20 protein-coding genes are annotated in these 23414 nt (G+C 40.4%); 5 read left to right on the top strand and 15 right to left on the bottom strand.

Annotated elements, in window-relative coordinates; genetic code table 11:
* Positions 1 to 14 precede the first annotated feature (14 nt).
* The 5 genes from ACXADT_RS13250 to ACXADT_RS13270 are packed head-to-tail and all read right to left on the bottom strand — an operon-like array spanning position 15 to position 6440.
* Entirely contained in the window at positions 15 to 1328 is a 1314-nt protein-coding gene (locus ACXADT_RS13250) for a lysine N(6)-hydroxylase/L-ornithine N(5)-oxygenase family protein (RefSeq protein WP_474831536.1), read from the bottom strand.
* The gene (locus ACXADT_RS13255; RefSeq protein ID WP_474831537.1) at positions 1321 to 1866 is read right to left on the bottom strand and encodes a GNAT family N-acetyltransferase; all 546 of its coding nucleotides are present in this window, start codon (positions 1864 to 1866) and stop codon (positions 1321 to 1323) included. Before ACXADT_RS13255 ends, ACXADT_RS13250 begins: the two co-directional genes overlap by 8 nt.
* On the bottom strand, positions 1856 to 3571 hold the full coding sequence (locus ACXADT_RS13260; protein ID WP_474834541.1) for an IucA/IucC family protein: 1716 nt from the start codon (positions 3569 to 3571) through the stop codon (positions 1856 to 1858). The genes ACXADT_RS13255 and ACXADT_RS13260 overlap by 11 nt, the downstream gene beginning before the upstream one ends.
* Before the next feature lie 32 nt (positions 3572 to 3603).
* Positions 3604 to 5091 (bottom strand): pyridoxal phosphate-dependent decarboxylase family protein, encoded by a 1488-nt coding sequence (locus ACXADT_RS13265; protein ID WP_474831539.1) that lies wholly within the window; start codon positions 5089 to 5091, stop codon positions 3604 to 3606.
* Positions 5088 to 6440 (bottom strand): diaminobutyrate--2-oxoglutarate transaminase, encoded by a 1353-nt coding sequence (locus ACXADT_RS13270; protein ID WP_474831540.1) that lies wholly within the window; start codon positions 6438 to 6440, stop codon positions 5088 to 5090. The genes ACXADT_RS13265 and ACXADT_RS13270 overlap by 4 nt, the downstream gene beginning before the upstream one ends.
* A gap of 382 nt (positions 6441 to 6822) precedes the next feature.
* Between ACXADT_RS13270 and ACXADT_RS13275 the strand changes: the two genes are divergently transcribed.
* Positions 6823 to 8991: a GDYXXLXY domain-containing protein gene (locus ACXADT_RS13275; protein WP_474831542.1), complete on the top strand. Its 2169-nt coding sequence runs from the start codon at positions 6823 to 6825 to the stop codon at positions 8989 to 8991.
* Positions 8992 to 9019: 28 nt separating this feature from the next.
* Here ACXADT_RS13275 and ACXADT_RS13280 read toward each other — a convergent pair whose 3' ends face one another.
* The 3 genes from ACXADT_RS13280 to ACXADT_RS13290 are packed head-to-tail and all read right to left on the bottom strand — an operon-like array spanning position 9020 to position 12716.
* Positions 9020 to 10126 (bottom strand): Ger(x)C family spore germination protein, encoded by a 1107-nt coding sequence (locus tag ACXADT_RS13280; RefSeq protein ID WP_270182206.1) that lies wholly within the window; start codon positions 10124 to 10126, stop codon positions 9020 to 9022.
* Positions 10123 to 11226 carry a GerAB/ArcD/ProY family transporter gene (locus tag ACXADT_RS13285; RefSeq protein WP_474831544.1) on the bottom strand — a complete coding sequence of 368 codons (1104 nt, stop codon included), beginning with the start codon at positions 11224 to 11226 and terminating at the stop codon, positions 10123 to 10125. Before ACXADT_RS13285 ends, ACXADT_RS13280 begins: the two co-directional genes overlap by 4 nt.
* Before the next feature lie 20 nt (positions 11227 to 11246).
* Entirely contained in the window at positions 11247 to 12716 is a 1470-nt protein-coding gene (locus tag ACXADT_RS13290) for a spore germination protein (RefSeq protein WP_474831546.1), read from the bottom strand.
* Positions 12717 to 12869: 153 nt separating this feature from the next.
* Here ACXADT_RS13290 and ACXADT_RS13295 point away from each other — a divergent pair, with 153 nt between their 5' ends.
* Genes ACXADT_RS13295 through ACXADT_RS13310 form a run of 4 tightly spaced genes read left to right on the top strand, consistent with a single transcriptional unit; the run spans position 12870 to position 16925 of the window.
* Entirely contained in the window at positions 12870 to 14417 is a 1548-nt protein-coding gene (locus ACXADT_RS13295; RefSeq protein ID WP_474831547.1) for a spore germination protein, read from the top strand.
* 1 nt (position 14418) lies between these two features.
* The gene (locus tag ACXADT_RS13300; RefSeq protein ID WP_474831549.1) at positions 14419 to 15579 is read left to right on the top strand and encodes a Ger(x)C family spore germination protein; all 1161 of its coding nucleotides are present in this window, start codon (positions 14419 to 14421) and stop codon (positions 15577 to 15579) included.
* Positions 15580 to 15590: 11 nt separating this feature from the next.
* Positions 15591 to 15827 carry a hypothetical protein gene (locus tag ACXADT_RS13305; RefSeq protein ID WP_474811726.1) on the top strand — a complete coding sequence of 79 codons (237 nt, stop codon included), beginning with the start codon at positions 15591 to 15593 and terminating at the stop codon, positions 15825 to 15827.
* A 15-nt stretch (positions 15828 to 15842) separates the two neighbouring features.
* Positions 15843 to 16925 carry a GerAB/ArcD/ProY family transporter gene (locus tag ACXADT_RS13310; RefSeq protein ID WP_270182200.1) on the top strand — a complete coding sequence of 361 codons (1083 nt, stop codon included), beginning with the start codon at positions 15843 to 15845 and terminating at the stop codon, positions 16923 to 16925.
* On the opposite strand, the gene ACXADT_RS13315 is transcribed toward ACXADT_RS13310, so the two are convergent.
* The 7 genes from ACXADT_RS13315 to ACXADT_RS13345 form a co-directional block, all read right to left on the bottom strand.
* On the bottom strand, positions 16922 to 17299 hold the full coding sequence (locus ACXADT_RS13315; protein WP_474831551.1) for a hypothetical protein: 378 nt from the start codon (positions 17297 to 17299) through the stop codon (positions 16922 to 16924). The two genes, ACXADT_RS13310 and ACXADT_RS13315, sit on opposite strands and share 4 nt — an antisense overlap.
* Before the next feature lie 110 nt (positions 17300 to 17409).
* Positions 17410 to 18477: a dual-specificity RNA methyltransferase RlmN gene (rlmN, locus tag ACXADT_RS13320; protein ID WP_270182198.1), complete on the bottom strand. Its 1068-nt coding sequence runs from the start codon at positions 18475 to 18477 to the stop codon at positions 17410 to 17412.
* A 118-nt stretch (positions 18478 to 18595) separates the two neighbouring features.
* On the bottom strand, positions 18596 to 18829 hold the full coding sequence (locus tag ACXADT_RS13325; RefSeq protein WP_270182197.1) for a hypothetical protein: 234 nt from the start codon (positions 18827 to 18829) through the stop codon (positions 18596 to 18598).
* 87 nt (positions 18830 to 18916) lie between these two features.
* Entirely contained in the window at positions 18917 to 19171 is a 255-nt protein-coding gene (locus tag ACXADT_RS13330; RefSeq protein WP_474831552.1) for a hypothetical protein, read from the bottom strand.
* Between the two features lie 109 nt (positions 19172 to 19280).
* On the bottom strand, positions 19281 to 21068 hold the full coding sequence (locus ACXADT_RS13335; RefSeq protein WP_474831553.1) for an L-lactate permease: 1788 nt from the start codon (positions 21066 to 21068) through the stop codon (positions 19281 to 19283).
* Positions 21069 to 21155: 87 nt separating this feature from the next.
* On the bottom strand, positions 21156 to 21932 hold the full coding sequence (locus ACXADT_RS13340; RefSeq protein ID WP_474831555.1) for a fumarylacetoacetate hydrolase family protein: 777 nt from the start codon (positions 21930 to 21932) through the stop codon (positions 21156 to 21158).
* Positions 21933 to 21952: 20 nt separating this feature from the next.
* Positions 21953 to 23413, bottom strand: coding sequence for an FAD-linked oxidase C-terminal domain-containing protein (locus ACXADT_RS13345; protein ID WP_474834543.1), 1461 nt, complete (start codon positions 23411 to 23413; stop codon positions 21953 to 21955).
* Position 23414 lies beyond the last annotated feature (1 nt).

Genomic DNA, 23414 nt, shown 5'->3' on the forward strand with positions numbered 1-23414 from the left:
TTATTCCGCCTCCTTTATGTAGTAGCAAGAACTTTTGATCCGAATGATTGAAACACATTTTCATTTTGAAGTTGATAGACATCATAGCCCATAATTTTATTTAAGATAACAGCATTACGGTGTGCGCCTAAACCGAGGTCTGGAGCACCGACACCGTGTGTATGCAGCTCGCCATTCTGTACGAACAGGCTACCGTGGTTCCCACCTATTGTTTTGATTCGATAGTCTTCTGAAATTTGCAGTCGTCCTTGTTCATCTTTCATCACAACCGCATCTGGCAAGAATGAGGGTGTTGATTGTTGATAGCCCGTACAAAAGATCACATGGTCTGCATCGATGAGCACGTCTTCATCCGTGATGGTTTGTTTACCAGAGAGCTTCCAACGTCTACCGTCACGAACAATTTTGTTGACGCTTGTCATTGCTTGGAGATGAATATCAGGTTCAACACCACCAACAGACTTTTCATAGAGAAGATTATAAATGTCTGAGATTGTGTCAGCACTGATGCCTTTATAGAGCAGCCCTTGATCTTTTAGCAGTTCATCCTTCTTTTCCTGATCGAGTTGATAGAAGAACTTTGTGTAATCAGGTGAGAAATACTCTAAGCCAAGCTTTGAATACTCCATTGGGAAGAAGCCGTTAGAGCGTGTATACCAGCTTAGTGAATAGTCCTTTTCTTCTTGTTCTGACGCTAAGTCATAAAAGATTTCTGCAGCACTTTGTCCACTTCCGATCACAGCGATCGATTGGTTCGGTTTGATGAATTTTTTATGATCCAAATACTGTGATGAATGAAAGACAGAGTCACCAAGTGCATGTTGAAACGGTTCGGGTATGCTAGGGACAGAGCCGATGCCAAGTACCACGTTCTTTGCATACACTACTTTTGTTTCGGAAGTTTGGACGTGTTGAACAATGACCTCATAACACGTCTCTTCGTGTGACAGGTTAATGGGTTCTACCGATTGGACGCGATGCCCGAAATGGCACGATGAAAGCTCTTCACTCACCCATTTGCAGTAATGGTTGTATTCTTTTCTTGGAATATGAAATTTTTCTAAGAAATAAAAATGGTACATTCTGTTATGTTGTTCAAGGTAATGCAAGAAACTGTACTTGCTTCTGACGTCAGCCATCGTAACGAGATCAGCAAAGAACGGAACTTGCAGTGTTGTACCATCGATCATCATACCGGGATGCCAATCGAACGATTCTTTCTGATCGAATAGCGCGACCTCAAGATCAAGCGGTTCCGCTAACGCAGCTAGTCCTAAGTTGAATGGCCCGATCCCGACTCCTACGACATCGTAAAACTCATTAGGCATTTCCCCACATCCTTTCAAATCGTTCCCGCTCACAAAACATCAATAGTCCAGTTTTGTCTGGAAGGTTGATTGGATAAGCAGGTTCAAACCCACATTGTTTAAATACATGGATCATTTTTTTGTTTCGAATATCAGGCTCAGCGATGACCCGTTTTGTTTGTTTTTCTTTAAATTGCTTCTTAACCATTTCACGGAGAAGTGGAAGAGCAAGTCCTCTCCCAAGGTGATCTTTTTCACCTATAAGGAGGTGAACGCCTTGGTCGAATGGTTCGTTTTCATAGGTCCCTTCTGTTACATCTCCTTTAACCCAATAAGTCTCCCAATAGCTGATCGGTTTTCCTCCGTACAACCCTAGATAAAGAGAATGGTGGGAGTCGGCTAGCGCTTTTTTGAGATGGTCTTTGTAGGATTCGAATGAGACGTTCAGATTCCAAAATGGATGAACATGGTCCTCATTCATCCATTTATGGAGTAATTCCACATCTCGATCAAACGCCACCCGTTGAAAGGAGATCTTTTCTAATGAATTAGTTTTCATGAGCTACCTTTACTTCCTTTGCGATAGGGTTCTGGACCATCGTGTAAACAGATTGCGTTGCAAGTGAACCAACTAGTTCGTCCATGTCATATAAACGAGTGAGTAGATTCGCTTTGCATGAAATGACAGGGTCGTTAAGTAAACTCTTGATTAATGGTGAAGAATCACTGTGTTCATTGTTTGCTAGTCTTGAACGAACCATATCGATTAAGTCAGTTTCTCGAATTAATCCACTACTTCCGAAGCCGTTGATCAGGCCGAAAAGGTGGTTGAAAAAGAGATAGTATGTGAAGCGCTCTACTGCTACTTCATCTGAACAAATCGTATCACTTCGGTCATTTAATGAAGGAAGATGGGCTTTTAACGCATGTGCCTTTGACTCACTGAAATAGTACCCTTGATTATCGCGATAGTAGAAATGCTTCGGATAGCCATCTTCTAACACTACGACAGAGTTTTGCTGGTGTGCTTCTAGAGACAGTCCATACTCATGATGGAGCCAAAGCATCGGTTCAAGTGAAAGATCAAGATACTTCTTAAACCAATCACTGCTCACAGAATCGAGTGAGCGCTTTTCCCTACGCGCAATCCCATGAATGATAGTAGAAAGTCTTGATTTTTCGCCAAAAGCGTTATCTTGGCATAGTGCAGCGATGCATGTTGCCTGCCTACTCACTTCTTTGAAAGGATTCTCTCTTATGACTGTCTCGAACCCTTTTACACCCTCAATGTTGATGTAGGCCGGGTCTTGCATAATATCGAAGGAGGGAAAATGAGTGTTTAATTCTTTTCCAAACGCAGTCGAGAGCAAACGAGACACTTCGACACCACGATCTAGCTCTTTTTGTTGATTGATGCGAAGAGAGTTTGTGATCTTAACCGGTACTGAAAACTTGTACATAAACTCGGAATCTTTGTTGTACACCGTCCGGAACGAAGATGTTGCGGAAAATGGTTTTCCAGCAGGACCGATATACTGAAGGTCTCCACGTAACAGAAGGTTTTGGACATCTTCTTGTTCGAGTAGCTTCATCGCTTGTAGCGGGTGAACTGGAATCAATACCAGGTGGTCAAATTGCTCCAACCATTCTTGATCAGCGCTAAGTTCCTCTTTAATCAATTCACTTGCGCCACGATCTAGAGCAGAATCCTCTATGACGATTGACGGATGAGCGCTAAAGTAATGAAGTTGAAAGCTTCCTTTCCATTCAGGCGAGTAGGTTTCATTGTCTCGCTCGCTTAGCCCCTGTTTACTTTTCGGCGTAGGATGTAAGAGATGACCAAGTAACAACGATTGTTCCGTCTCAATAAATTCAAATTCTTCTTCACTTAATTCTTCTCGTTCCTCATAGCGCTGGTTTAACGTTGATTCGATGGACTGCTTGCTTAACAATACGCGCATAACAAGTTCATCTTCTGAGCCAGATTTGTTTTGATCGAGAAGAATTTCTTTTATGATCAGACTCGTTAACGTCACATAATCAAGCGGTAGTAACGGACTATCTGCGACTTTGTAATACATCGGAAAATGGAACAAATGCCTTCCTGTCAAAGACCAGTAGTTAATTGGGATTAAAAGCTCGATCCCTTGACTTGAAAGTGGGCACGAGATGACATGATCGTATGTGCTCAATGCGTCATAAAACTCGTCCACTTTATAGAAATGCGACGTTTCTCTTAGATAGCAATTTAAAAAACTCTGCATTGTTGCGCGTTCAGCGAAATCTTTTGCGTGCTTCAAACGTGTTTCCTCCAATTCTCACCAAGAACTCGAATGCGATTTAGTATTTCTACAACATCAGGAAGTGTCGTCCTCGGGTTTAGCATCGTGAATTTCAAATATTGTTTTTCATCAATCGTCGTTTTAGCAATCGCTGCATACGAATGATAAAGTTCCTGTTGTATTTTTCGGTTGAGCGGATTAAGCTTTTTTTCTTCTCCCCTCACATACCGGAATACAACCGTGTTTAATTCAGGTTCCGTATTTAGGAGCTCGAAGTCCTCTTGCTCACGAAGATAGTCTGCTACATCTATTGCGAGCTCGAATGTAGAATCGATCATGTCTGCAAAGAGGTCCAACCCGATTGTTTTGAGAGAAAGATACAGCTTTAATGAGTCAAAGCGCCTCGTTGTTTGGGTGGATTTTGCAACAAGATTCATTATTCCTTCTTCATCATCTTCTTCTGGATTAAGGTAATCTGCTACATGATTCATGAGATTGAAGTGTTCGCCATTCTTTAATAGAAAAGCCCCGCATGAGATAGGTTGGTAAAACTGTTTGTGAAAATCAACGGTAATCGAATCGGCTTGTTCAATCCCATTAAGTTTCCATTGGTAAGTATCCGAAAGAATAAGAGCACCACCAAACGCTGCGTCAACGTGAAGCCACATCTTCTCTTCTGTTGCAATGGCAGCAAGGTCTTCTAACGGATCGATGCTTCCAAAATCGGTCGTTCCACACGTTCCTACGATGAGGAACGGAAACAACCCTTGCATCTTCATCTCTTCGATCAACGAACGGAGATAATCCGTACACATGCGGTGGGACTCATCGGTTCTGACCGATATGACTGCATTTTCACCAAGGCCTAGCTGCCCTGCTGATTTTTTCACTGTAAAATGAGCACTCTCCGAACAAAGAATTCTCATGCGATTGAATTGTTGTGGTAAACCATCTCGTTTTACATCATGATTCCATTTCTTATTGCAATAGTTGTCTCGTGCTAAGAGCAACGACATATAGTTGGACTGGGTACCACCACTTGTAAAAACACCATCGGAACCTTCGTCGTACCCGAATTGACTCGTTAGCCAATGAATCATTTCTTGATCCATGAACGTAGCAGAAGGACTTTGGTCCCAAGAGTCTAACGATTGATTCATCGCTCCGATAATGAGCTCACCCACAACGGCTGGGATGACCGGTGGGCAGTGTAAGTGAGCAATGCTTTTCTCATGAGAGACAAACAAACTGTTAGAGAGTACGGTTTTATGTAGGTCATTTACGATGTCTGAAAATGAATGATTACCATGGAAAGAAATGAGCTCCCGAATTTCTTTCTTTACATCTTCAGGCGACTTTCCTTGATAAGGACGTTCAGCTTGTTGCAGGGAATGAATCAGTGTTTCCGTCGCTTGTTGAACCTGGTGCTGAAGTTCTTTTGCACCAGGTCCCTTATTTACTATCGCCGTATCAAACGGATGCGTTCCTAAAAGAGTATTCATCCTAGTTTTCCTACTGCAGATTGAACGGCATCTTGTAGGATTGTAATAACTTCCTCTACTTGTTCTTCCGTGATAATAAGCGGAGGAAGAATACGGATGACGCTGCCGTGGCGTCCGCCAACTTCTAAGATTAATCCTCTATTGAAGCATTCTCGCTGAACGAGACTTGCCAAAGCTGGATTGGCAGGTAGGCCGCCAGTTTTTGTTGCTGGTTTGGATGGGTCGACCATTTCAACGCCAAGCATTAACCCTCTTCCTCTTACATCTCCGATTTCTGGAACGTCTTCTTTGAAAGTAGATAGTGCGGAAAGGAATTTTTCACCCATTCTATTCGCATGCTCATGAAGACGGTTTTCTTTAATGTATTTAAGAGAAGCTGTTCCAGCTGCCATCGCCATTTGATTTCCACGGAACGTTCCAATATGTGCGCCAGGGTTCCACTTATCGAGTTCTTTATCATAAATCACGACTGAAAGAGGGAGACTTCCACCAATCGCTTTTGATAGAACGACTACATCAGGTGTAATGCCCGCATGTTCAAATGCAAACAGTTTACCAGTTCGACCGATCCCTGTTTGAATCTCGTCAATGATCAACGGAATGCCTCGTTCTTTTGTAATCCGGCGCATTTCTTGCAGCCATTCGATCGGAGCTGGTACAGATCCACCTTCACCCTGTACAACTTCTAGAATCATTGCTGCAGGAGGAAGAATGCCGCTTTCTGGGTCATCTAAAAGATTTTCAATATAGGTGCTTGAAAGTTTATGTCCTTCTTCACCTACACCATAAGGGCAACGGTATGCGTAAGGATAAGGTAGAAAATGCGTATCCGGCATAAGACCAGGAACGCGTTCTTTCGGTGCAAGGTTCCCGCTGATCGACATCGTTCCGTGTGTGGAGCCGTGATACCCTCCCTGGAATGTTAAGATCGTGCTTCTACCAGTAGCGGTTTTTACTAGTTTGAGAGCGGCTTCAATTCCATCTCCACCAGTAGGTCCACAGAATTGAATCTTGGCATTGTCAGCCATATTTTCAGGTAAGCTTGAGAATACTTCGCTTACAAAGTCTTCTTTTACTGGAGTTGTAATATCTAATGTATGTAAAGGTCGTTTATCGTTTATAACCTGTTTCATCGCTTCAACTGAAACAGGATGATTATGTCCAAGCGCGAGTGTACCTGCACCTGCCAGGCAATCCAAATAGCGCTTCCCATCCATGTCTGTTACAAAGATACCTTCTGCATGATCAATTGCGATAGGAATACGTCTCGGATAAGATCTCGCGTTAGACTCTCGATTCTCCTGTTGTTGTAACAGTGTATTGTTGGTGGTTTTTTCCTTGGTAATCATAATCAAAACTCCTTTTTCAATTGATAATCATTTTCAATAACTTCTACAGCACTAAGCATAAATGATAATGATTATCATAGTCAACAGTACTTGAGAACTATTATCAATTATCTTTATTTAGTTCCCCATGGGTACATATAACCTGAATTCTTGCTATTATTTACAAATTGATAGTGTATGTTCAGTTGTTGACGGAAGTTTATCCATAAAACGGTGAAGATTGAAGGAATCATTATGGTGGGTAAGCTCTTTTCTTTTGTTGTGAAAGAAGGGTTTTTAACGAATAATCTGTAATAATTTATTTATGGATCAGCTCAACAAGTTTATGAAGTTCAGGACATATCATTATAGAAGCTGAAGACGACATGAAAGGTGGGTTATCATGCATTCTAAATTAATCCCAACAGGCTATCTTGTCGGACTATCGTTACTGATCAGTAGTATCATCTATTTCTTCGCTTCTAACTGGCAGCTATTTGAGCGAACGGAAAAAGTTCTTCTAGCAGGTATCCTTATGTTGTTTTTCTTTATCCTTTCGTTTGTTTTATCGAATTTTCAAACTGCATATTCGTTCTTAGAAGAGTGGATATGGCTAGCGGGAGCAATTGCGTTCGGGGTGAGTGTGGCAGTGATCGGTCAAACATACAATTCACACGCTGACTCTTACATGCTCTATCTCGTTTGGTTCATTCCTGTCATTGCCTTCTCGTTTTTGACGAGGTATCAACCGCTGTTTGTGCTGAGTTTTCTGTTATCAGTTGCGATCTATTTCTTTTACATCTTCCCTACTTCTTATGACCCTGGTTGGACAGACGGTCAGGAGTTCTTTTTTCTGCTGCTGTTCCTCCTGTTTTGCCATATGTGGTTCTTTTTTTCACGTTCATCCTATCTAACTTCGAGATGGATTGAATATGGAAGTTTTGGGATCATGCATGTCATATTTTTAACTCAGAGCTTTGGATCCGGTTTTCACACTGGAGTCACTGCCTGGATGTACATTGGGTATATGCTCGTTAGTTTGTACTTATGGAAAAAAACTGAAAATCGAGTGTGGTTCATTGTAAGTGGATTAGGTCTTTCTTTGTTTCTATTCTTTAAAGGCGTGTCTGTCGTATATGATGTGATTGGCATCGGAGTATACTTCATATTTCTTGCCTTAATTATTGTGATCATCGTGTTCACGCTCATCTATTTAAACCGCTTAGAACTTTCTAGCAAAGTGTCTGATCCGTGGAAACAACGAATGAAGTCCTCTTTATCTGTTATTGTTACGGTCTTCTGTACTCTTATGCTGATCAGTTCCTTTACTGGGTTACTAGCACTTTGGACATCTTCCTTTCTCACTGTGTTTCTAGCTTCGGTCGGACTACTCATACTTCCATCGATGTTGGTTAAAAAAGGCGTCCCACTCCTTTCTCACGTCCTCCTTTTGGCTGGAATCACCATCATGTTTGGAAGTTCAATGATTCACTATTTCACTTATGTATTTAGTAGTGATGGTACACAAGTCCCTTATTACACAATCGTCACAATAGGTGCTATTATGCTTTTCATAAAAGTATTCAATCATCGATGGATTGACCTGTATCTCTATTTATTATTGAATGCGTCTCTCCTTCTCTCCCTCTTTGTATTTAGTGAGAATCGTGGATTATTCGATCGCATTGAAATCGATCATTATTTCCTGTTGATGGCACTAATCAATATAGGTCTCTTTTTTCTCATTAAAAGAAATTGGCTTCGCTCTAATACAATTGTTTATACGATATCCCTGTTGTTTGCACTTACATTTATGAATAAAGACGAATGGGAATATTGGTTTTACAACTGCTTGTTTCTTGTCATCGTGTTTACGATGATTTTCTATAGAACGAATCGTCATCTTTTTTCCTATTGGGTAGGGATCACCTTTCTATTTGCGTTTCTAGTCTACAAATATTATGACTTTGCATGGGCACTTTTTCATAAATCGATCACCCTATTGATCGCTTCGTTCATCATGTTTGGGGTTACGTGGTACTTATCGAAAAAGGATAAACGGGAGGTTAAAGTCTCTCCTTCATTCGTTAAGACGAAATGGAAACCCCTTCTTCTCATCGTGATCGTCATGACAGCATTCATCTTTTATCAAGGGTTTCAAAATGAAATGATCGTACGGAATGGTACTGAAATGAAGCTTAAGTTAGCCCCAATCGATCCAAGGTCGATGCTTCAGGGTGATTATGTCCATCTTAACTATGAGATTTCTACTTTAAACAATGTAAAAATCGATAGGCAGAAAAAAATAACAGTTGTTTTGGAGAAGAATGATGAAGGATATCACGAGTATTCAGGGATCTATGGAGTCGAAGGGAACTGGAACGACGCGTATACACCATCTAGTTCTGATGTGATCATCAATGGCGTGTTAAATGGAAACGGCTCTGTTCACTATGGAATCGAAAGCTTTTTTATACAAGAAGGGACAGGAGCAAAATACGAAGAGATGGAATATGCAATCGTAAAGGTTGGCTCTAACGGAAATGCGATTCTGACGGAGCTGGGTAAATAAACAAAAAAGCGCCGTATCGGCGCTTTTTTCATTGTACGACTCCATGTTCAATGATCTCAACGGTTGTTTTTACATTGAAATCAGCTTCAGAAAATTCTTCAGGCCACTTATCCTCGAATGTTTTCCATTTATCGTATTCGAAGGCTCGCACATATTTCCCTAACCCAAACGGTTCGATTTTCTCTTCTTGTACTTTTTTCACAAGAGCAATTGTTTTTTTGTCGATTTCTTCTTCTATGATTCGTTTTATCTTTTTCTGATCCTTTTCGAGATCGATTGTAGATGTGTTTTCTGTGATAGCTACCTTTAATTTAAATTTCACGTCAAACGTGAGCTGATCATTTTTATAGGCTACATCAATATTACTTTTGATACGCGTAACCCCTACACTCAAAACTTTATTAGGATCTTCTACAACGAAAGAAATCGGTATTGGTTCCTGTACATCTTTTTTTAACATTTGAAGGATCGAACTATCTAAATGCCCGATTGAAAAGATGTATTTGCCATTATTGTCTAATAAAGCTGTGCCTTGTACCTGAATTTCTTCACCTAACAATTTAATTTCCGTTACAGCAGGCGTTATGCCTTTTTCGAAATTTGCATAGTGATATTCTTGTAACGTTGTTAGTACGGCGTTTTCTCTCAAGTGGGTGGTGTCGATTAAGTCTGATAAGTAAACGGCTATACGTGGCTTATCACTAGGTTTAAAATTCATAATTTCTTTAACAGATCCATCTACCAAAGCAATCCTTGCATTGGGTGAATTTTTTGGATCACGATAAAAGACATCTAACTCGTCGAATATTGGTTGATCTGTCATCAGCTCTTTTCCTAACAACAATACTTGGAGTTTTCCTCCAACGACAGTCCCTGCACTTTGAGAGTCTAAGTTATCTCTAGCTTGCCTAAGAGAATGGGCGATTGTCTCAAGAGTTGCTACGGTATCTTTCGCTTCTCTACTGAATACTGGACTCGTTTGATAGATCTCCATGTCCCCTTCTTCATCACTTTTATCAATTCCCACGACTAATGCAATCGAGGTTCTCTCTAGTGAAAGTTGATCAGATCGGCATCCAACTAACAAAATGAGTGGTACTAATACAACGATCGTTATGTATTTTCTATACTTCACGGTTTATGCCTCCTGACCTTTCGAAATAACCATCCATACACCACTAACAATAGCGGCATGAAGAATGCGATGCCAAGGCCGATTTTATTAAAAATGCCTCCGAGTTTATCTAAATTTGTTAATGAGTTCGTGAAGAAATAGAAGCAAATATAAAGCAGTGGAAGTGTGAGAAACAGAATGATCTGATGATCTTTACGTCCTAAGAGCTGTGCGATACTAAATGAGGAAGCAAAATAATATGGAATCCCAGTAGTAGCCAATATTAGTAAATAAAATGATAAAAAGATAATCTCGAAACGTTCTAGAAATGGAAACTCGATCGGCTTTACTAAGTTTAGCGTTGGCCAAACATATTCAAGTACTTCATATGGTCCATAGAAGATGAAAGAACTGAACGTCACGACCAAATAACTCAATAATGTTATACCGTTGGCAATTAATACTCCTTTTATCGCTTTCGTTTTATCTTCTAAAAATGGATAAAAGATAAATAACAGCTCTAACCCTAAAAACGAAAATGTAATACTAGGCACGGACTTTATAATTGGCATGAACCCATCTTTTATGATCGGTAATAAATTTAGTAAATCACCAGTAAACATTGGGCTCATAAATAAAAAGGCCATCCAAGACGTGAAAAAGAATACGAGAACACTAAAGCGAGAAATAATCCTTAACCCATTTCTAGCTAAATAAAAGCTAGGGATCGTAATGATCAATAGAATGAGATAAGGAGCGGTTTTTGGCAGCACCCATGTATTGATGATGAAGACGGAAGTAGCTGTAATGAGAAACATCCCTAATGCTGTATAGGCGATCCAACAAATTGAGAACACAGAACCTAGCCATTTACCAAAGAAACGTCTAAATAGCTGTATGATCGTATCTTCAGGATATTTTTTCATAACTTGAATGATGATGATCGACGCAACCACACTTAACGCATACCCAAGAAATAGCGCGATCCAACTGCTTGTGTCACCAATTTCGGCTAAGTCTCTAGGCAATGATAAAATCCCAATCCCAGATTGAGTCCCGTATATTAGTAAGGAGAACTGGGTCAAGGTTAACGTATTATTTTTAAAATTTGGCACGCTCACCAACTCCGTTTAATGTGCATCTAATTGCGACGTGATACTCTCACTTTATTAATTGTCCATAGTGGAAAACGGATGATTGAATCTTTTAAGTCTTTCCACTTTAGTGGTCCATATGGAACGCCATATGGTGTACCGACAGATTCGAGACTGACTAAGTGCATCACGATCGTCATAAAACCAATGACGATTCCAACCATTCCAAAGAATGATGCAACAAGCATCATTGGAAAGCGAATGAACCGTATGCCGAATGCCATTTCAGGGTTAGGCATAACGAAAGATGCGATCGCAGTCATTGCAACGACGATAACCATGATGTTGCTCACGATCCCTGCTTCAACCGCGGATTGTCCAATGATAATACCTCCAACGATACCAACCGTTTGCCCGATTGACTTTGGCAGTCGTAACCCAGCCTCTCGTAACATCTCAAGGATAAATTCCATCAGAAATGCTTCGATTATAGGTGGAAAGGGTACCTCTCTTCTTGATTGTCCAATGGACAAGAGCAGCTCAAGAGGTAGAATTTCATAATGAAATGAAATAATCGCGATATAAATCGAAGGCAAAAAGATTGCGATGACAAAACTGACAAACCGTAGGATCCTAATAAATGAAGATGAGATCCACCTCGAACTATAATCATCGATACTTTGAAAAAATGAGTTGAAATTAATCGGTGCTACGATGACACTCGGAGATCGATCGACGATGATTGCATATCTTCCTTGTAATAAATCAGCTGCTACACTATCTGGTCTCTCAGAGGAAAGGGACTGAGGAAAAATTGAATAAGGATTATCCTCGATCATCTGCTCTAATTCACCGGAATCTAATATCGTTTTATAGTTTACCTTTTCGATTCGATCCATTAATTCTTCGAGAACTTCAGGGTTTGCAAGGTTTTCCAGGTATAAAATGCCGATCTTGGTCTTGTTTTCACTTCCCACATACGTGTATTTGATCCTTAATTGATCACTTGTTAAAAATTGTCTAAGCATAGCAATGTTATCTTCTAATGGTTCCACAAAACCAATGTGCGACCCTCGGATCGTTCGCTCATTTGCTGGCTCGTCAGGCTTTCTCTTTTGTAAACTCTGAGCATTGATATGCAATGCGTCGTTCTCACCTTCAATGAAGAGAATACAACAGCCGTGCAGTAGATTCGTTATAATATCAGTCCATTTACGCACTGTTTTCAAGTTTGGGACGGGAATAACATCTTTTACAGATTTTTGAGGTGAATGATCACCAAACAATGGACTGAGCACATTTTGGCTTATGTAAGCTGTGTCGGATAGATGATCAATGTACGTTAGAAGTGCACTCCGTCCATCAAAAATCGTAATTTCCCTAATCGATAGTCCTGGCAGGCTCGGTGAATGAATCAGAAACTCCTTGTTTTCAGCAAGGTATGACGAAATCACTTCCTCTTTTGATAAAGAAAGTTGTTTCGTTGGTTCTTTAATTTTTCTCCTTTTTCTTCTCATTCTCGTCACCTCACAAATCTTGCGCATTTTTACTATGTACATCCCACCATTCCTCTATTCACATCGCCTTTCCGTTGTCATCGTTCATAGTATGAATATTAGTAAGTTTTTTTGAGAAACTATCTTACAAAGAGTCGTAGAGGAGTTTTTACGATGAAAGTGAGACGGCAAAGACGTTCGAAGGGTGAACAACAAAATCAGTCTTCATCCGAGTCCCCATTATCAAGAAATCTAGATGAAAATGAGACGTCCATCAAAGAAATTTTTAAGGATTGTGAAGATATTACCTATAACACGTACCAGTATAGTAGTTATTTCAATGAAAAAGCGCTGGTGCTACTTTGTGAAACCATCGTTCAAAATGAAAAAGCGAATCTTCTGAAAGAAGTCATGCAAGATCTTATTCCACATGAAGTTGGTAATGCCACGGAGGTTGAGTTAAAGGATGTAAAGGAGTTTTTTATTGAACGAGGTGTTTCATCTCGAGCAGTTAAGGTGATCGATAAGGTTCAACAAGTAAGTGAGAAGGTATTGGACGGGTATATCGTTGTGCTCTTCGAAGGTTGGAACAAGGCATTAGCATATGAAGCATTTGCAGTGGAAAAACGCTCTGTTGGTGAGCCACAGAACGAAGTGTCGGTAATCGGCCCACGAGAAGGCACGATCGAAAACTTAACGAAGAACTTAGGATTGATTCGTTCTCGATTAAAATCAGATAAGTTAAAAATAAAAATCCAGAAAAAAGGTGAAAAAACGAGGTCAAAGGTTGCATATGCCTTCCTGGATGGAACGGTCCCTGAAGATACGTTAAAAGAGTTCGAAAAACGTTTCGACGAACTTAAAGACGAAGAAATACTGGAGACGTCTTATTTTGCTGAGTTATTAGAGGATTCCACGTATTCTCCATTTCCACAGTTTAAAACAACGGAGCGGCCAGACGTTGCAGTCTCTGCTCTTTTGGGAGGTAAAATCATTGCGCTGGTCGATGGAACTCCGACAATACTCATTTGTCCAGGATTATTCGTAGAGTTTTTTCAATCTCCTTCCGATTATTATCAGCGAACATTGTTTTCTTCCTTAATCAGAATGCTTAGGATTACAGGGTATATCATAAGCTTGTGTTTACCGAGTATCTATATCGCCCTCTCCACTTTTCATACTGAATTAATTCCATCTGTGTTACTACTTGCGATACTAGATACGCGAGAAGGCATGCCCTTTCCCGCTCTAGTTGAAGCACTTATCATGCTGTTCTTCTTTGAACTTTTACAAGAAGCTAGTTTGCGGCTTCCACGTCCAATCGGTTCTGCAGTAAGTATTGTAGGAGCGCTCGTTATTGGTGATGCCTCTATCAATGCGGGTATTGCATCTCCTATGATGGTTGTAGTTGTCGCTTTAACAGGGATCGCTTCATTCTCGATTCCTCAATATGAATTTGGAACTTCTTCCCGTATCTTAAGAGTTCCTCTTATGATAGGAGCAGCAATCCTTGGAGGGTTTGGTCTAATGGTTGGTTTTCTACTCATTTACCTTCATCTGATCAGTTTACGCTCGCTAGGTCAGCCGTACTTTGCACCACTAGGACCGATACGAAATGGGATACTCTATGACTTCATTTTCCGTTCTCCTCTTTCTAAACAATTAAGAAGACATAGGCAAAGTCAAGTCCTCCCTGAAGCAAACGATAAAGGAGGAGGCTGAGATGATAAGAAAGAAAGTAATCGTGCTCGTTTGTTTTGTAACAACCTCCCTTCTATTAACAGGGTGTTGGGATCATGAAGAGTTACCAGAATTTGGATTTGTTCAAGCAGTAGCGATTGATTTGGCTGAAGATGAAGAAAATAAAATCGACCTTACAACACAGTTCATTAAGCCGTCCCCTAAGATTGGTAGTGCAGCTGGCGGTGGAGATAAAGCTTTTTTTAATATTGAGACGACTGGAGATAGCGTGTTCGAAGCGATTCGAGATATTGCGACTCACCTTGGTCGTAAGGCGCAGTGGAGTCATACAAGAATCATATTGATTAGTGAAGAATTAGCAAAAGAGCGGAATGTTGGTGAAATATTAGAGTTTTTCTACCGCGATCACGAACCGCGATTACTGATCAGTATTGCGATAATGGAAGGAAAAGCGAAAGATTATTTAGAGGATAAACCTTTTATTGAGAATACGATCAGTCAGCAATTAAAGGAACTTGAATACTCGTCTTATATGTATAACGGCAAAACAGTCGATATGAACTTGCTAGTCTTTGGTAGAGAGCTTAAGAGTGAAACAGGGATTGCAAAGCTTCCTTATTATAAATTTGCATCAACTGGTGAACCCATCGTATCAGGCATTTCTTACCTTCAAGATGGCAAGTTAAAAGGAAATCTATCTGCGAGCAAAACAGAGTCTTTACTTAAGTTAATGAATGAAACAGAGTCGGGTATTATCGAAGTTCCTTGCGAGGGTTCAAAAACAAATTTAAACGAGTCTATTGAAATTAGTCATGTAGAAACGGCGATCAAACCGACATTAAAAAAAGATAATTCCGTAGATGTCACTGTCGACATGGACATGTTTGGTGATATTGGTGAGTTGAAGTGTACAAATATCGATACAACTGAAAAAATCAACAAATATAACAAAAAGGTAGCGGGTGTTGTAAAAAAAGCTGTTGAATCAACCCTTACCAAATTGCAAAAAGAAAAGGTTGATTTAGTTGGGATAGGAAATGAAATTTATCGTACTCATCCAAAGAGGTGGAAAGCGATAAAAGCTGAGTGGCCTGAGATTTATAGCGAGGCTACATTTAATGTAAATGTCGAAATGGATATCGGTAATTCAGGGTCAGACGTTGGGAGAGCATTCTTTGAGTGAGGACGTGTCGTATGAACGAAAGAATAATCGTGACCATCATTGTCTATCTACTGCTAGCTTATACATGGTTTCTTGATCGAGATAAAAAAAGTCGAAAAGATTTTCTCTTCTATATGGGTCTAGTTGGTATTTCAGGCTACTTAAGCTTCATCTTTATAAGTGGAAAAGCCATGTTTAATTTAGACGATCTATTAGACATTCCGTTTGAACGTCCTGCTCGCATGATTTTCACCTACTTTACTTCCTAGAAAGGGCGTGAATGAATGAAACAAGTAGAAACGATCGATAAACTACAAATGGTACTATTGTTTCAGGCTTTTATCACAGGGTCTACCATCATCAACATTCAGGGCCCTTTCATTGGGATTGCAGAAAACGGAGCATGGATCTCTATTCTACTCGCCAATGGATTTGGAGCACTCGTGATGGTTGTTGTCCTTTACATGTACGAAAAGTACCCAACCTTATCGTATATTCAATATACGAAAGTCTTGATGTGGAAGCCGGTCGCTTACTTGTTTGGTATTTCTCTTGCATTGATTGTTATTCTTTTTACAGCTAACATCACGTATGGAATGGGACAATTTTTAACCACTTCAATGATGAAGGAAACTCCTTTATACATCTTTCATTTCTTAATCATTATGGTAGCTTCCTTAACCGTTCGACAAGGGATCGAAGTCATGGCTCGGATGTTCCATGGCATTCTCTACTTTCTTTTTTTCATCATCTTTTCTATTTTAGTACTTAATGTTACTCAGTATCACCCAGAATTTCTTAATCCGGTCCTCTCAATAGGGTGGAAACCTGTTTTTCACGCGGCATATGTAGGTATCGGATTTCCTTACATAGACATCATGTATTTTGCCATGATCCTTCCTTATCTTAAGAGGGATGATAAGCCTTTTAAGCGCTGGATGTACGGAGGTCTTCTCCTTAATGGCATCATACTAGCTGTAACCATCATTGCATCGATTATGGTTTTCGGTCCAATGGTTACCTATGAAAAATTTCCGATCTTCCAGCTTGCAAGAATTATTGAAATAGGAGAAATCATTCAACGTGTGGAATCGGTTTTCGGAATCGCACTCATCATTGGGTCTTATATGAAAATAACCTTAATGCTATTTATCATCGTTGAGATCGTAACACAGCTATTCGACTTATCGAATAAACGGGCATTCGTCTTTCCGTTGGGGCTGCTCGTGTATCTCTTTTCCACTACGAGCTTCAACAACGAAATTGAACTTGGAGAAAGCGGTTTGATCATGGAAACGATTCTTGCTTTTTCTCTTGGTTTTCTACCTTTATTGATTGTGGCTGCGCGAGCTCTCATCAAACGTTAGTTTCGTTTGTGAGCGAATTGAAGCTTGCCTCTTGCGCCGACAACTAATTTTTTCATAGCATCTCTGTCACTTGTTATATATCGCGCATATACTCTTTCTTTTTCCTCAACAATTTCAATGAACTCGCCAGCTGGGAAAAGATCATCTATGTCTTCTGAAGAATAGCTTGCTGTTCGTTCTTTCTCTTTGTTGTATACATCTAACCTGTTAAATTGACCATCATCCATAACGACATGAATATGATGATAGCCTGACATTACTCCAATATCATCATGGTCACTGACATATGGTGGCGTGTTGATGTGATGCTGTTTGATCATTCCTGTAAAAACAAGTGCTACGATGAGCACTCCTGTCATGATTAACCCTTTCACTTGCTTCCCCTCATCATTCGTTTTATACAGGGTATTCATCCTAAGGAGAACTGTGAAAAAAGCAGTTTCACATCACAAAAAAGCACACCTATCAAAAGGTGTGCTTAAACTTACTTCCCGGTTTTTTCTAACTTTTTCACTTGTTTACTTCTTAGCTGACCACATGCAGCATCGATATCTGTTCCGTTCTCATGACGGATTACACAGTTGATGCCGTGCTTCTTAAGTGTATCGTAGAATCCAAGGATCGATTCTTTTTCACTACGCTGATAAGAATGATCATCGACTGGATTATAAGGGATCAAGTTCACATAGGAAAGTTTGCGCTTATCTTTCAACAGCTGAGCGAGCTGCACGGCTTCTTCCTTATGGTCATTCACATCTCGTAGCATAATATACTCAAACGTTATGCGTCGGTTGGTTTTCTCAAGGTAATAATCGATCGCTGGCATTAGTTTACTTAGTGGATAAGCTTTATTGATCTTCATGATTCTTGTACGCAACTCATCGTTTGGAGCATGAAGAGAGATCGCAAGGTTAACTTGCAAGTCCTCATTTGCGAAATCATAAATCTGATCAGCAAGTCCACTAGTAGAAACCGTAATATGTCTCGCACCGATCGAAAGTCCTTTTTGAGAGTTAACGACGTGAAGGAAGTCCATCATGTTTTGATAGTTATCGAAAGGCTCTCCGATACCCATTATAACGATATGACTAACACGTTCGTCTTGTCCTTTATCATCTAACGCGTGTTGTACGTTCATGATTTGCTCAACGATTTCGCCACTTGTTAGATCACGACTTTTCTTTAGTAGTCCACTCGCACAGAATGAACAGCCGATATTACAGCCTACCTGAGTTGTTACACATACTGACAAGCCATAATGGAATCTCATGAGTACTGTTTCAATAACGTTCCCATCTTGCAATTTAAACAAGAACTTAATCGTACCATCAGAAGATTCCTGTTTTATTTCTTGCTCTAACGTTTGGATAACAAAGTTTTCTTTCAGTAGTTGGATACACTCTTTATTTACGTTGTTCATTTCAGAAAAGTCTTTTACGCGCTTTTTATATAACCAATCCCACACTTGTGAAGCACGGAATTTCTTATGACCATGTTCCATCAGCCAATCAGTTAACTGATCAAAAGTCAGTCCGTATATAGATTGTTTCATTTGTAACCCTCTTTTCAATTCTTAGCCATTCATTCCTATACTACTAGAAGTATGCCCAACAAGCAATGGGTTAAGACGAGTTTCCAAACCTTAATAAAGAGTCGTTCGTCCTGATAACTTATTTACTTTGTGATTTGCATCTTTCTTTTATCGCTGCTAGAGCACTTTCTTTGTCGGTTTCATCAACTTCATGCCATCGAATTTTTCTGCCGAATTCATCCGCTTTTGCATAAGCATAAATTTTATCATCAAATTCCGCTACGCTAATCTCCCAAAAGTAGGAAACTTCTGCACCTGTTGGTTGTGTCACATCAACCTTATACAAGTAATAATCAACTTTGTTTAACATCATGTTCGTCCTCCCCTTCGTTAAAAATTTCATGATATCTGAGTATAGTTTACACTATTAAAAAAACAGCTGCTAACCAGCTGTCTCGATTCATCCTAAGTTTTCAACATCCCAAGTGCGTATCGCGTAATAGCCGCTATTTATTTTGTCTTTTTCAGAAATTAATGTGGCTTGAAGATCTTCTGGTAGTTTCGTAAATGACTCATGTCCTGAGTCGATTCCATCATAACTACTATAGATCGGTACCGTGACGATTTGTTTTTCAATCGTATCGAAACAATGCAGGCATAAGAAGCCGACACTTCTCATTCGATATGAAAACATAATCCTGAATCGTTCGTTCATGTCATTCCCCTCCTCGTGTTTATAGCACAAGTATTGACGAACGTTCGTTCGTTTAAACGAATTTTGCAAAAATAATAATAAAAGCACCTGTCGAAACAGGTGCTTTCCCTTATTTTGCAGACTTATATGGAGGTGAGTTGATTTCTAGTGTTGACGTGCGAGATCGATTTGAAGCAATAATGTAAAATGCTCCTGCTGCAATGACGGTTACAATAATCGTACCGAGGTTAAAGATCCCTTTCTCTGCCGTCCAAACGATTGAATAGCCAAGTGCGCCTGCAAGTGTCGCATAGTAAATGAATGGGATGAGTGTTTTACGAATGACATCCCCTTCTTTTCCAACTAGCCCTACTACTGCAGAAGCTGCAACAACGTTATGAACACAGATCATATTACCTGCAGCACCACCAACAGCTTGCAGAGATACGATCCAAGAAGGATCTACTCCGATTTTCGAACCTACATCGTATTGGAATAGTGAGAACATCATATTACTAACTGTATTACTTCCAGCGATAAATGCTCCGAGCCCTCCTATGAAGGAGGAGAAAAGCGGCCAGAAGTCACCTGTTAAGGATGCGACGCCATCCGCAAGGACGATCGGCATTTTTTCAAAACCAGATGCGCCTCCTCCTGAATTCAAAAATACCTGGACCATTGGAACAGTAAAAACAAGAGCCGTCGATGCAGCGATCATAGTTTTACCAGAATGTGCCCATGCACGTTTATAAGAATTCAAGTTCATTTGATGGATGAAGAATGTAATCAGGGATACCACGATAAAGATCGTTCCAGGCAAATAAAGCGGTTGAAAACTTGACGAAATTTCCGTCCCAAATAGATTGGAGAAACTAACATTCCATGATTTTACCCATTCGAGAAACGGAAGCGTTTTCAATCTTGTGAGAACTAAGAGTAACCCTACAAGAATATACGGGGTCCATGCCCTTACCATCGACATGCTGCCGCTTTTATGAGCGATATCTTTGATTTCGATACTACCTGTCCAGCTCGGATCCCAGTTTTCTTTCTTATCGAAATCCCAGCATTCCTCTTTACTAGGCATTAAAAAGCCTTTTTTAGCTGCGGTGACAACGATTGCTAGTCCAACGAGCCCTCCAATCATAGATGGGAACTCTGGACCTAGAAGGTTCGCTACGATTACATAAGGAATAGTCATAGCAAACGCTGCAAAGAGCGCAAACTTCCAAATCTTTATTCCTTCGCTAAACGATTTGTTTTTCCCAAAAAATCGTGTCATTAGAGCAACTACGAAGAGCGGGACGAGCGTCCCTATAATCGCATGCAAGATCGCGACACGTCCACCGACCATCGTTACTAACGCAAGAAAGTTATCGGCAATGCTCGCATCAGCTGCTAATCCTGTTTGGACACCAACCAGGATTGGAGTACCGACTGCTCCAAACGATACGGGTGTACTCTGAATAATCATGCCTGCAACAACAGCAGCCATTGCAGGAAAACCAAGTCCAACTAAGAGTGGAACCGCAACTGCAGCAGGTGTACCGAACCCTGCTGATCCTTCGATGAAGGAACCGAAAAGCCAAGCAATAATAATGACCTGGACACGTCTATCTGGTGAAATGCCGATAAACCCTTCACGGATTGTTTTGATTCCACCACTTTCTTGTAGTGTGTTTAATAGAAGTATTGCTCCAAAAATAATATAGAGAAGTGTAGCAGCAACAACTAATCCATTGACTGATGCACCCGCAACAGTAGCCCCTGGTACCTTCCAAACAAATAACGCAAGAACAACCGCGACAATGTAAGAGACTGGCATCGCTTTACTTGCAGGCCACCGCAGACCAACAAGAAAGATTCCCACCGCCGCAATAGGTAGTAGCGAGAGAATGGCTAGTAAGCCTGTACTCATTCTTTTTCCTCCATTTCTAAATGAATGGTAATCCAATGTTAGAATGATTATTCTCAGATGTTATCGCTTCACTAACTTGCTGGGGCTTTACTGGGGAATTTCGACCTTAGAGCTTGCGATGCTATTGGTTAAGTCTCCAATTTCATTGATCGTACACTTGACGACATCTCCGTGTTTTACAAAATGTGCACCTAGTGGGCTACCTGTTAAAATGACATCACCCGTATGTAAGGTCATGACTTTAGAAAGATACGATATCATTTCTTTTAATGGTACGATCATGCATTCAGTTGGACTGTTTTGTTTCTGCTCTCCATTTACTTCAGCTTTAACAAACACTTTTGACGGATCAAGGTCGGTTTCAATCACTGGACCAAGTGGTGTAAAGGTGTCAAAAGCTTTACCAAGCGTCCAATGGCCGTCTGAATGGAAGAATTGTGGTGCAGTAACATCATTACCGATTGTATATCCAAAAATGTGGTCAAGAACATCTTCTTTTTCTATATTTTTCGCTTCTTTTCCAATAACGACAGCAAGCTCTGATTCGAACTTAACTTCATCTAGCCCTTCTGGTATGGAGACTGGTGCTTCAGGTCCAATGATTGAAGAAGTAGGCTTTAAGAAAAAGACTGGTATTTCAGGAAGTTCTTCAGGAAGAGCTTCTTTCTTTTCTACATAGTTCGCTCCTATTCCGATGACCTTTTGAGGGGTAACTGGAGAAAGCAGTTCAGCATGATCTAGTGGAACTTGTTCGCCCGAATAATTCCAATCAGAAAATGGGTTACCATCAATCACTTTAAGGGTATTTCTTTCTACAACTCCAAACGACGTTTTGTTTTGATACGAAAATCTAGCAAATTTCATCGTAACACTCCTTCATCAAATTATTGTGCTGCGGCAGTTTCTTTGATTACTTTCTTGATATCCATACAGCGACTCGGTGTTGGGAACAACTTCCCTTTATTTAATAAATCATTTGGATTAAATACTTCACGAATCGCTATTTGGGCTTCGAGTTCATCATCTGTAAAAATAAATCGCATTTCTTCCTTTTTTTCTATTCCAACACCATGTTCACCTGTAATAGATCCTCCAACATCAGCACATGCTTTTAAGCACGCGGTCCCTGCTTTTAGTGCTTTCTCGGTTTCGCCCTCAATTCTAGAATCAAATAGAATTAATGGGTGAAGGTTACCATCTCCAGCATGAAAGATGTTTGCAATTCTAAGGTTATATTCATTGCTGATTTCCTTAATGTTGTTCAGGACTTTCGGTAACGTACTTCGAGGAATCACGCCATCCTGCACTAAGTAGTCAGGAGAAATCGCTCCCATCGCACCAAATCCAGTTTTCCGATTCGCCCACCAACGCCCGCGTTCTTCTTCGTCTCTCGCTACTTTCACATCGCGTACATTGTGGTTGCGACAAACAGATAAGATCTGGTCGATTTGTTCATCGATTCCTTCTATAATACCGTCAACTTCAATTAATAGCAGAGCTTCGATACCTTTTGGGTGTCCCACTGGAAATGCCCCGGCTTCTACGCCTTCAATCGCTGTATGGTCCATCATTTCAAGTGCGGCAGGCACAATCCCAGCCGAAATAATATCCGATACCGCATGGCTTCCGTCTTCCACACGATCGAAATAGGCTAGCACTGTTTTCTTACCTTCTGGATTTTTCAAAATGCGAACTGTGATTTTCGTAACGATTCCTAACGTACCTTCTGACCCTGTTAAGATTCCAAGTAGATCATAACCTGGCATATCAGGAACACCGTTTTCGCTAATCTCTACAATTTCACCATTTGGGAGAACGAGTTCTAGTCCCAGAATGTGATTCGTTGTCACGCCGTATTTAAGGCAGTGTGCGCCACCAGCATTTTCAGCTACATTACCACCGATCGTGCATACGTATTGACTCGAAGGATCGGGTGCATAATAATATCCTTTTGCAGAGATGGAGTTTGTTAGTTTCAAATTTACGTATCCAGGTTGAACGACAGCTTGTCTGTTCTCGTAATCGACACTTAGTAAGTTCTTCATTTTTACTAAGCTAATAACGACCTCTTCATGTAAGGGAATGGCACCACCGCTCAGTCCTGTACCGGCTCCACGTGCTAAAAACGGAATGTTATGTGTTGAACAGTATGTAACTGCTGCAGCTACTTCTTCTGTATTTTTTGGAAAAATGACTGCTTTCGGTAGTGATTTATGAATCGTAAAGCCGTCGCAATCGTATGATAGCAAGTCTTCTTTATGGTGCAGAATTGATTTTTGCCCGACGATTTTAGCAAGGTTCTTCAGGTGCTCATCCTCGATGTCTTTTTTCTTCTTCTTAAACAAC

The organism is Anaerobacillus sp. ABR4_321 (assembly GCF_056158505.1).